The organism is bacterium, assembly GCA_040753555.1.
Lineage (GTDB): Bacteria > UBA9089 > UBA9088 > UBA9088 > UBA9088 > JBFLYE01.
Genome location: JBFMDZ010000002.1, coordinates 36312 through 47305, shown reverse-complemented (window position 1 = coordinate 47305; position 10994 = coordinate 36312). Strand labels below are relative to the sequence as shown.

Below are 10994 nucleotides of genomic sequence, written 5' to 3'. Positions count from 1 at the left end.
TACGGTCTGCTAACTTCTTTTCTTTTGTCTTCCTATGCAGACCTTTTAATTTGTCCCTATCCTCATCCTTAAGAAATTTTGCCATCCTGCCTATTTATTCGGCATTTTTTACAAATTACTTAAGAGATAATTTTCTTTCTTACTTGAAATTTAATTGATTTTCAGTATAATTACAATTCACTTTTTAACCCTTTCTATGTAGGTTCCTGTCCTTGTGTCAATCCTTATAATATCGCCAACCTCAATAAATAATGGAACTTGAATATTTAACCCTGTTTCTGTAATAGCTGGTTTTGTCCCACCCGTTGCTGTATCTCCCTTAAACCCTGGCTCTGTCTCTTCTATTTTCTGCAGAACGGTTATAGGAAGCTTTACACCAACAACCCTTCCATCATACTCAAGAAAGCTTACATTTATATTTTCTGTAAGATACTTTGTATTATCCTTTAAAATGTCCTCCCCTATACTTGCCTGTTCGTATGTCTCATTGTCCATAAAACAATATTCATCGCCATCCCTATAAAGATATTGCTTTTGCTTTTCATAAACCTCAACATGGGTAAATTTTTGCTCTGGTCTAAATGTATACTCTGTTGTAGCATCTGTATTCCAGGATTTAAGCTTTACCCTGACAAATGCAGGTCCCTTTCCTGGCTTTATATGGGCAAAATCAACGACAGTGCATATTGAATTATTAAATTCAATGTTCTTTCCAACCCTCAAATCAGCTGCTGATATCATTTTCTTCCTCCTTATAAACATTATATGTTTCTTTATCAAATAGAACAAACCTTACCTCTTCTATCCCCTTATTTTCCTTTAAAAAATCAGAAACTGCCTTAATAGCAACAGGTGCGGCTAATTCCTTTGGATAGCCATATGCACCTGTAGATATAGATGGAAATGCAATTGTCTTTAAATTGTTTTCCAAAGCAAGTTTTAGGCTTTCTTGATAACAGCTCCTTAAAAGGCTTTCTTCTCTATTTTTTCCACCCCTCCAAATTGGACCTACGGTATGAATAACAAACCTTGCCTTTAGGTTTCCACCACTTGTAATAACAACCTTTCCTGTCTCAAGATGTCCTATCTTTTTTATAATTTCTCTGCATTCCTCAAGGATTTTTCCTCCACCCCTTCTATGGATTGCTCCATCTACACCGCCTCCACCCAAAAGGAAAGAATTTGCCGCATTAACAATTGCATCTGTATCTTGTTCTGTTATATCACCAAGTATAATCTTAATCATTTCTTAATCAAAAAATTCAATGTTTTCTCTATCCTCAAATCCTCCCTGATTGATTTAGAAGATAGTGCATCCTCTATTGCATCAGGAGAAAAATTTTTTTTAACCCAATCCTCATATTCATCATCAGAAACATTGATGTTTTCAGTATCTGCTATTTTTTGTAATATCAAGAGGGTCTTTACCTTTTTTTCTGCCTCATCTTTTAGCCCTTTATGAAACTCCTCCTTTGTTTTATTCTCTAGCGAGAGAAACCTTTCAAATGACACATTCTTTCTTTCAAGGTTATAAAGCAATGTCTGAAACATCTCTTTATGCTCATCTATTACCAGGCTCTCTGGTACATCAAATTGTGTTCTTTTAAGAAGCTCGTCAATCATTTGGGTTTTAAGGCTCTCCCTTTCCTTTTCCTCCTCTATCTTTGTAAGATTATCCTTTATCCTTATTTTTAATTCCTTTAAATTTTTAAAATCCCCTACCTTTTTTGCAAAATCATCATCACGCTTTGGTAAAATCCTTTCCTTTACATTCAATACATTTACTTTAAACTTTACCTTTTTTCCTGCAAGTGTTTCATCATTTGTATTTTCTGGCATCTCTACCTCAAATTCCTTTTCATCTCCCTTGCAAAGACCAATAAGTTCATCTTCAAGTTTCTCTGGAAAGGAGGATTCGCCTATTTCTATATAAAGCCCAGGGTGTTCTATGGGCTTTCCAGATACCGGATAAGAAACAAGGTCAACAACAGCTATGTTTCCCTTTTTTACTCTACCCTCTTTCTCCTTTAACTCTGCCCTTTCTTTTCTAAAAATATCCAGGTGTTTTTCTATCTCTTTATCATCTATCTTTATCTTTTTAGGGCTAATCTTAATCTCATTATAATTTGGAAGAGAAAAGACTGGCACAACCTCCATCATTATCTTAAATGAAAGGGGGCTTTCCATTTTAAAATTAACATCAGCAACCCAGGGGCCTGTTAAAGGCTTTATCTTCTCCTTATTCAGGGTCTCCTTTGCTGTTTTTTCAATAAGCGCTTCTATAGCCCTATCTTGTGCCTCCTTTAAAAACCTTGCTTCAAGGATAGCCCTTGGAACCTTTCCCTTCCTAAATCCCGATGTCCTTGCATATTTTTCCATTCCATCATAAGCATCCTTAAGGCTTTCTTTAACAACACCCCATTCTATGCTTATCTTAAATTCTACCCTAGAGCCTTTTAGCTCTTTCTTTTCAATTTCCATAGCTTAATTATACTTAAATCAACATTGTTTTTCAAGTATTTGCATTAAATCCAAGATAAAAATTGAAAATTAAGCTTTGTTTTGATATAATATTATTGATGAAGATAGGTATAGAAAAAAGAAATGATATTTCCTCTAAAATAGAGGGATATATAAAAAAGAGGGCAAAGAAGCTTGAAAAATATCTAAAAGAAGATGCGGTTATGAAAATTGTTATCTCACATCAAAAGGGAAATTTTTTGATAGAGACCACCATAAATGATTACGGAAATATCCTTCATTCTAAAGCCTCTCTTCCAGATATAGAGCTTTCAATAGATGAAAGCCTTAAAAAGATAGAAACACAGATAAAGAAACTTAAAGAAAAGATAGCCAATCATAAAAAGGTCCATCTACCCGAAGCATTTCAGGAAAAAAAGGAAGAACAGGCTCCTGTTGTAAAGACAAGAAGGATAGAGCCAGCCATATTATTCATTGAAGAAGCAATAAACGAACTTATCTCCCAAGAAAACCCATTTTTTGTCTTTAAAAACAAAGAGACAAACATCAAAAGCATTATCTACAAGACAAAAAATGGTGCTTACCAAATCCTTGAGTTCTAAAATCAAGGTCTTACAATTTTTAAGCACATCTGATATAGGAGGAACAGAAAAGATGGTCTTATCCCTAATAAAGGGGATGGATAAAAATGTTTTTCAAAATGATGTTTGTTTTCTCTCTCCCAAGGGACAAATGGGAGATTTGTTTGAAAAAGAGACAAATGTATTCTACCTAGGCTATGGAAAAATAACTATATTTAAGATAATCAAAAGCCTTTTTTGGCTTTTGGTGAGTAATAAATATGACATTATCCATATATACGGCTTTCGGGCAAATATATTGGGAAGGATAATAGGAAGAATTGCAGGTTGTCCAAGGATTGTGTCGGGATTAAGAAGCACTTCCATTATAGATAGCCAGAATAAATTTTATACCATAATTGCTATGTTTCTTGATAAATTAACATTTTCTCTGATTAAGCTTTGTATATCAAACTCTAGAAAAGCCTGTGATTTTCTTATCAAAAACGGCTATCCTCCTTATAAATTTAGGGTGGTTTATAATGGAATAGACGAATCTTGTCTTAATTTTACCCCAGACACCTCTTTAAAAGAGGGGTTTAAAGATAGAACAATCATAACCTGTGTGGCAAATCTAAGTATATGGAAGGGCCATAAAACATTAATAAATGCCTTAAGGGCTATAAAGAATAAGTTTGATTTTAAATGCCTTCTTGCTGGGAATGGACCTTTAAAGGAAGAACTTATTGGTCTTGTAAATAAACTTGGATTGGCTGATAATATAATTTTTCTAGGAAGAAAAGAGATGGTGGGAGGCTTATTGTCCATTTCAGATATATTTGTTCTTCCATCCATTGTAGAAGGGCTTCCTGTCTCTATTATGGAGGCTTGCTTGGCACATCTTCCGATTATTGCTACCAATGTTGGTGGAATTTCTGAGCTTGTTATAGATAAAGAGACAGGCATTCTTGTTCCTTCTTCTGATGTTAATGGATTAGCAAAAGCAATTGAGGAGCTTTTGATTGATAAGGAAAAAAGAAAAAAAATGGGAGAAGGGGGTTATAATAGAATAAAAAATGAATTCTCCCTTGAAAAGATGGTGAGGGAAACAGAGAATGTCTATCTTGATTTAATAAAATAAAATCAAGAGGTTTTTTATTTTAATGAATTTACAATAATGATGCCGACAAAGGCGGAAATGGCAAGAATTTCTTTGTATCTTCTTTGTGTTTTTTCCTCTTTTACTACCCTTTCTTTCTCTTCTTGTGTTTCCCTTAATTCTTTCTGTGTTTTTTCTTTTTCTTGTTTTTCACGGGCTAACATATCTTCTCTTGTGCTTAATCTATCTTCTGTCTTTGAAAGCCTTTTGGCAAGCTCATCTATCCTTCCTCGCAAGGAATCTGCCTCGCCCTTCAAACCACCAAATGAAGCCTCAAGCCTTTTTCTTTCTTCTTCGCACTCCTTTAATACTTCTTCATCAATAGGTTTTATTTCTTCTTTTAACCTCTCCATCTCTTCCTTTAGCCTTGCAATCTCTGCATTTTTCCTTTCAAGCTCTTCCTTAAGCTCTTTTTCAAAGTCTTCTGCCTTCTTTATAAAAACCTTTCCATCCTTTACTCCGATTGCAAGCCTCTCTCCGGGGTATATCCAATGTGGGTCTGTAAATTTATTGTATTCTTCAAAGCCGGGCCATTCATAGCATTTCCCTATATATTTTCCAGCTAAATCCCAAAGGGTATCACCCTTTTTAATTATAACAATCTCATATTCCCCCTCCTTAAGCTCATGTTGGCTAATCTTGGCACATACCAAAAGGGGTATTATAACCAAAAGAGAAATAAGTTTCTTCATCTTTCTAAAAGCTCATTGATAACGAAAGATAATGATTATCCACACGCTCAATCAAATCCTTTGTGGAATAGGCATAATCAAGCCTCCATTTATCATGGGCAAGACCTACGCCCCCTCCGATATTTCCATTATTAAAACCAAGCCTAAATAATAGAATATCAAATGCCTTATATTCGCCTCCAAGTGCCCAACCAAGCTTGTTTTTATCTTTATTATCCTTCTTGTTATATAAATCAAGGCTTACAAGGAGAGGAAAGGGCTCTTCTTCAAAAAAAGACTTTCTTCTAAAACCAGAGGAATAGGCACTACCAAAACCATCGTTTCTCAAACCCTTCCAGAATAATACCGGGCTTAATCTTATTGCCACACCACCGGTAATTGTTGGGTCAACCTTTTCGCCTTGGATCTTCGCCCCAAGGTTTCTTATTGCCAAACCAAGGCTTAAATCCTCCTTAATCTCTGGGCTATAAAGAAGACCCATATCAAAGCCAAACCCAGAATCAGAATCCCTTTCGTTTGTATAATGGAGAATTTTTAAGCTTGCCCCTAAACCTACGCCTCCATTTACCTTCTTGGCATAGGACATACCATAAACAGACTCGCCTACCTTGTCTCCCCATTGATTATCTGCCTTGGCAAGATTACCCCCTTGGTTTAAATAGGAAAACCCTGTGTTCTTCCAAACCAAGCCAACATACTGATAGGTAAGCTCATTAAGCTTCTGGGAATACATATACATCTCTTCCCTATCCTCTATCCTAAGGAGCCCTGCTGGGTTATAATAAAGGCAGGATGCATCATTTGATATTGCTGTAAATGCACCTCCCATCCCAAGAGACCTTGCTCCTACACCCTCAAACTTGTTGAATTCGGCAAAGCTAAACCCTGCCATCAACATCCCTAAAACAAAAATTTTTGTCTTCATCTTCTTTTCCTCCTTTTCTTAAAATCGTCATAAAATCCCATTTTTACACCCTCAGTCTCATTACCTTTGGGTCAATTAAGACCTTTTCATTTTCCAAATCAAGCTTAATCCTGTATTTTTGCATTGTTCCTGTGCCAATTATCATTTCATCATCTAATTTAGAAACAACAATTACATCATCACGGATAACACAGCCATTAATGGCAATAGAAAGGGGCATGCATTTCTTTGCCTCAATAACACCCTCTCCATCAGCCATTTTTAAATATAAAGGTTGAGGAAGATTAATAAGCGTTGAAATCCTTTCTGCTATATCTTCTCTCATCAGGGTTTCTGATGAACCTGTGTCAAAGAGACAGGTAACCTCGCCCTTTCCTTTATCTCCCTCTACCTTAAGATGCTCAACAATTAATCCCATTTTATGCCGCTATCCTTGCCTCTAAGGCAGAGATTCTTTCTTTTAATTGCTCAATCTCCTCTGTCCTATCCTTCATCTCCCTTAACAACCTCAATTCATTATCTATCCTTTTTAGCTCAGCCACCATAATATCACCTTGTCCTCTTATCTCTGCATCCTGTCTCCTTATCTCTGCCAAAAGCTCATTTTTAACCAGGTCTATCTTCTCATCTAATCTTGCCATGTCAGAGTCTATTTTCTCATCCAAGCGTTTTATCTCAGAGCGAACAATCCCTATCTCTCTATAGATTGCCTTTATCTCTGGAGCTACAATGTCCTGAAACGCCTTCTTAAAATCGTCATAAAATCCCATCTTTACCTCACAATGGCAATTACCCCTGTCTTGATTATGGATTCACCATCTACTGCCTTTACCTTAATCTGGAAGACATAGAGACCTGGCTTTAGGTAAGAGCCGCCATCGGTCTTTCCAAACCAACTAATCTTCTCCCTTGTTCCTCCCTGCCTTCTTGTCTCATTAGCCACAACAGAAACCAAATCCCCCACTGTATCATAAACCTTAATGGTTACATCCGCTGGCCTTCCCAAGTCAAAGGCAAAGTAAGTTTCTCCATCCTCCTTTGGATTGTATGGATTGAACTTAACCTTAAAGTCTCCCAACAATGTGCTTGGTGAAATATCAGAAAGGCTTGGTGCATTGCTTGGGGCAAGGACATAGGTGGAAAGATGGGTAATTGAAACAGACACACAATTTCTTACTGTATCAACATTTCCACCGAGCTTAACCCATCCCTTCCTGGCTTCATCGTAGTAAAAGATGGCAAGCTGGTCTTCAGGTATATCGGTTCCATCAACTTTGCCTGGGGTCTCATCTATATCAGAGTATCCAATGGTAAGGGTGGAAAGCTTGCCTAAATTCATACTTGGCAGAATCTCCCATCCGGTAAATGGAAGCGACCGATCAAGGGAAACAGAAATCTGCTTAACCGTAAATGTTGCATTGCTCACCGCACCTGCTGGAAGCTCTATGCTACAACCAAATGCCCTGCTTCCAATATCTGTATATCCAACCGTTCCACTTGCCACAATATAGGTGGTCCTTGTCTCAGGCAGCCTACGGTAGATAATTTTATCTTGGGCTATTGCCGATTCATTTAATCCCATATCCCAGAATTTAACCTGAACCTGCTTTTCTCCATCAAGATCAGGCTGATAAAGAACCCAGTTATCCCTATAAGACTGAACCCTCTCAGGTTGAACATTCGCACCAAATGGGTCTTTTTGTTCGCTCTCAAAATTAGCAATTACTACATATAAAGCAGAGATATCTGCATCTAGGTGAGAAAGGGTAACGGTTGCCTTATCTGCATATCTAGCCCCTTCATTAATGGTTACCCCTGGATCAGGAGCTAATGTATCCAATCTAATATCATCATCCCCTAAAACCTCATTTCCTGCATCATCAACAAACTGAACATAGATCTCCTTCTGTCCATCAATATTGCTAACAACAAAGGTAGTTGTAGTTTCCATAACATTTGTGGAAGAATAAGGGAATGGCCTCTTTTCTGCCTTTGTAAAGTCGTTTTGGGTATTTACCTTATATCCACTTGCTCCTTTGGCTTTAAGCACTACGCTAACTTGATAAGCAGGAAGTAGATTTTCACAGACATAAGAAACATAGGTATCTGTTGATTTTAAAGGCGTAGCCAGACTTACTATCCCTGAAAGGCTGTTATAGGATAAACCAAAGTATGTATATATAATAGTATATGTTCCTGGCAAAGCAATATTCTTTAACTCCACCTTTCCTGTCTTGACATCATATTTTCCACCCGGATAAAGGTTTGTACCGCTAGTAGCTGTCTCACTATAAACACCTTCAATATTAAGAATAGAGGCATACTTTGTAAAGAAGGTTGACTGGGTTAAATAATATGTCTCAATTGCCTTTGTTACCTTGTAAAATCCATCATAAACATATCTTACCGTGACTGTCCCGGAGGTTGAAGTGGTCAAATATATCTTTCCTTCCTTGGCATTATAGCTAGAATATAAATTTGTTCCTATCGCTTGTGTTCCTAACCATACACCCTCTACATAAAGGATATTTTTCTCTACCTGTATTACAGAGGTGGCAAGAGAAAGATAAGGGGTAGTTTGGGTCTCTACATCTGTATAGTAGTTTCTGTCTTTATTTTCTTCTCCCTTTTCACTCTCCCAAATTCCCCTTACCCACAAAACAGGTGTATTTGGTAATGTTAAGGTTATGCTCCCTGGTGTGCCTGTAACCTTCTTATACTCCATTGCTAATGTCCTCATCGAAAAGCTATATGCCCCATCATTTATCAAAACAGATATGTTTTCCGGGCCTTTTGTATCCAGCCAGATTGCATCTTGTGCTGTACCAATCTTTCCTGCTGCATCTTTAAACTCAATAGTTACAGTGGCATATTTCTCTACCGGGCTACTATCCGTTCCCAATGTCCAATCTAATTGCCCGGCAAAGTTCTGCCAGGCTGTCCAATTACCATTATTGCCTAAATTATCAGAAACCTTAAATTCATTAACCCCAATATTATCCTCCCCTGAGATAACTAGCTTAACCGACCTTAAATTTGTTGTTCCAGCATTATTGTTTATGATAAGTGAGCCTAAAGGCAAAATGTCGTCAATAACGCTTATGCTGTAATCATCGCTCCTTGTTCCATTACCTGATGTATCCTCTGCCTCAATCCAATATGTAATGCTACCTGTCTTATTGTAAGGAATTGGAATAATGCCAGAGGCTGTATTTCCTACTATCTTCATAGGATCACCACTTGCTTGCACCTGCATTCCTTTTGTAAGGTCATTATAGTATAGCCTTGCCTCTTTGACAGCTACATTATCATCAACAGTAGCGGTAAGAGTCACGGAAGATTGGCTATTGCCAACTGCGGTATTACCTGGCTGGACATTAGTAATTGTTGGGTTTGTTACATCCTTTACAGTTATCTCAATAGATGCAATATTCCAGCTTCTATTTCCTTGTGTATCTGTAACATAAAGGGTAACTTGATAAATCCCTGGTTGAGAGTAGGTATAAGTAACAGTAGCTTGTGTGGTATCAGTAAAGTTGTTATCTCCAAAATTCCAGCTATATGTCCCAATCCCTGTATTATCGGTTGAATTGCTTCCATCAAGGATAATTTGTGTATCTTCATCAACTACTCTGTCACCACCCACAATACCTGCGGTTGGTTTATCAGAATCCCTTATCACAACATTAACAGTAAATGTCCCTTCATACCCCAAAACATCTTTAACGCTTAAAATAACCACATATGTTCCAACATTGTGATAAATATGCTCCATCTTCTTTGCATCACCATAACTGCCATCACCAAAGTTCCACGCATAGATTAGATTATCCAATCCCAATGTAGTGGTTATTATGTCAAAGGAGGCACTTGCATCAAAGCTAATTTTCTCATGCTGTATCCCAGGGTTTGGATTTACTGTGAATGATACAACAGGACTTGTTGTATCAAGGTAGATGAAATCAGATGCCTGGATAGATTCATTCCCTGCCTCATCTTTGAACTTAACTAAAACTGTCTTCTTTCCATCACCTGAAGTTAAAGTAATATTTGGATTTACGGTATAGGCTGTCCAAACATTACCTCCGGTAATATCCCCACTTATATACATTTGCTTTGCCGTATCGTCTGCTGAAAGGGTTAATGTTACGGCAGTAGATTTTGTATACTTGTTGCCATTGATAACTTGACCCTGAATTGCAATCTTTACATCGGTAGGAGCAATTGTATCAAGGATAATGGAGTCACAGGCAAGGTAGTCATTGCCAATCTGGTCGATAAACTTGACATAGACGGTTCGATAACCCTCGTCTTGACCACCCTTTAGCTCCCAAGAAATATCGGTAGTTGTAGTGGCTGATAAGGCTATTGTTTTCACGGGTGCTGGGAAGCTATCGTCATTGGAAATCATTGCGGTAATTATCTTTGTTCCTGCCTCTTCACAGATTAAGGTTAAGGAAACCATGGTACAAGTGGCAAATTTGGCATCTTTTGTCCCACCAAAGTCTATGGTTATTGTTCCAGAAGGCCCTGTTGTATCTAAGGTGATTGTTCCAGAAATTGCATCAGATATATTCCCTGCCCTATCCCTTAATCTTAGATAAACTGTCTTTTCTCCCTCACCAGAGGTTAATGTCCAAAGCTTTGGTGTAGCAAACACCTGCCAGTTCCAATCTGATGGATTTCCAGTAATTTGGGTATTGGAAATAACCATCTGGGAAACACCACTGGTTGTATCGGTTGCGGTTAGAGAAAGAAGTACATTTATATCCTCTGTATAATTAGCCCCACCATTTATAAGAATACTTCCCGTAGGAGAGCCTTTGTCTAAGGTTATGGTATCTGAGATAGCGGTTGAGGTATTTCCTGCCTCATCCTTGAATCTAGCATAGACAGTCTTTATGCCATCAGTGGTTGGGGTGTCTAATGTCCAGGTCTTTGTTGTGGCATAGGTTTCCCAGGTTGCTCCGGTAAAGGTTAAAGAATTGCTTATCTGCATCTCTTGGACTGTGTTGTCGGCTGAGAGGAATAGGGTTACATTCTCTGTATTTGTGTAGTTTGCTCCCTCATTTATGGTTATCTGCATATTGGTGGGAGCTGATGTATCTAAGATAATGTTGTCTGATGTAATGTAGGTGTTTCCTGCATTGTCTCTTATTTGATAGTAGACAATCTTT

Annotated in this window: 10 protein-coding genes; 2 read left to right on the top strand and 8 right to left on the bottom strand. The window is 37.6% G+C overall.

Annotated elements, in window-relative coordinates; all coding sequences use genetic code 11:
• Positions 1 to 177: 177 nt before the first annotated feature.
• Genes efp through tig form a run of 3 tightly spaced genes read right to left on the bottom strand, consistent with a single transcriptional unit; the run spans position 178 to position 2481 of the window.
• Positions 178 to 741, bottom strand: coding sequence for an elongation factor P (gene efp, locus AB1630_00595; GenBank protein MEW6102311.1), 564 nt, complete (start codon positions 739 to 741; stop codon positions 178 to 180).
• The gene (locus AB1630_00590) at positions 725 to 1246 is read right to left on the bottom strand and encodes an O-acetyl-ADP-ribose deacetylase (protein ID MEW6102310.1); all 522 of its coding nucleotides are present in this window, start codon (positions 1244 to 1246) and stop codon (positions 725 to 727) included. The genes efp and AB1630_00590 overlap by 17 nt, the downstream gene beginning before the upstream one ends.
• A complete protein-coding gene (gene tig / locus AB1630_00585; protein MEW6102309.1) occupies positions 1243 to 2481 on the bottom strand; it encodes a trigger factor in 1239 nt (412 codons plus the stop codon). The genes AB1630_00590 and tig overlap by 4 nt, the downstream gene beginning before the upstream one ends.
• A gap of 98 nt (positions 2482 to 2579) precedes the next feature.
• On the opposite strand from tig, the gene raiA reads away from it, so the two are divergent.
• Positions 2580 to 3083, top strand: a complete 504-nt coding sequence (gene raiA, locus AB1630_00580; GenBank protein ID MEW6102308.1) for a ribosome-associated translation inhibitor RaiA — start codon at positions 2580 to 2582, stop codon at positions 3081 to 3083.
• On the top strand, positions 3073 to 4182 hold the full coding sequence (locus AB1630_00575; protein ID MEW6102307.1) for a glycosyltransferase: 1110 nt from the start codon (positions 3073 to 3075) through the stop codon (positions 4180 to 4182). The genes raiA and AB1630_00575 overlap by 11 nt, the downstream gene beginning before the upstream one ends.
• Positions 4183 to 4196: 14 nt before the next feature.
• Here AB1630_00575 and AB1630_00570 read toward each other — a convergent pair whose 3' ends face one another.
• From AB1630_00570 to AB1630_00550, 5 genes are all read right to left on the bottom strand, one after another.
• Complete coding sequence (locus AB1630_00570) at positions 4197 to 4892, bottom strand: LysM peptidoglycan-binding domain-containing protein (GenBank protein MEW6102306.1); 696 nt, start codon at positions 4890 to 4892, stop codon at positions 4197 to 4199.
• 4 nt (positions 4893 to 4896) lie between these two features.
• Positions 4897 to 5817: a hypothetical protein gene (locus tag AB1630_00565; protein ID MEW6102305.1), complete on the bottom strand. Its 921-nt coding sequence runs from the start codon at positions 5815 to 5817 to the stop codon at positions 4897 to 4899.
• Positions 5818 to 5860: 43 nt separating this feature from the next.
• The gene (locus AB1630_00560; protein ID MEW6102304.1) at positions 5861 to 6235 is read right to left on the bottom strand and encodes a retropepsin-like aspartic protease; all 375 of its coding nucleotides are present in this window, start codon (positions 6233 to 6235) and stop codon (positions 5861 to 5863) included.
• Between the two features lies 1 nt (position 6236).
• A complete protein-coding gene (locus AB1630_00555) occupies positions 6237 to 6587 on the bottom strand; it encodes a hypothetical protein (GenBank protein MEW6102303.1) in 351 nt (116 codons plus the stop codon).
• A gap of 2 nt (positions 6588 to 6589) precedes the next feature.
• Positions 6590 to 10994: PKD domain-containing protein (locus tag AB1630_00550; protein MEW6102302.1), on the bottom strand; the 4405-nt coding region annotated here is incomplete at its 5' end.

Bases quoted from the DNA above. Each gene is read 5' to 3' on its own strand.
- AB1630_00570 (MEW6102306.1), bottom strand. From the start codon at position 4,892: ATGAAGAAACTTATTTCTCTTTTGGTTATAATACCCCTTTTGGTATGT.
- AB1630_00590 (MEW6102310.1), bottom strand. From the start codon at position 1,246: ATGATTAAGATTATACTTGGTGATATAACAGAACAAGATACAGATGCA.
- AB1630_00565 (MEW6102305.1), bottom strand. From the start codon at position 5,817: ATGAAGACAAAAATTTTTGTTTTAGGGATGTTGATGGCAGGGTTTAGC.
- tig (MEW6102309.1), bottom strand. From the start codon at position 2,481: ATGGAAATTGAAAAGAAAGAGCTAAAAGGCTCTAGGGTAGAATTTAAG.
- AB1630_00560 (MEW6102304.1), bottom strand. From the start codon at position 6,235: ATGGGATTAATTGTTGAGCATCTTAAGGTAGAGGGAGATAAAGGAAAG.
- raiA (MEW6102308.1), top strand. From the start codon at position 2,580: ATGAAGATAGGTATAGAAAAAAGAAATGATATTTCCTCTAAAATAGAG.
- AB1630_00555 (MEW6102303.1), bottom strand. From the start codon at position 6,587: ATGGGATTTTATGACGATTTTAAGAAGGCGTTTCAGGACATTGTAGCT.
- efp (MEW6102311.1), bottom strand. From the start codon at position 741: ATGATATCAGCAGCTGATTTGAGGGTTGGAAAGAACATTGAATTTAAT.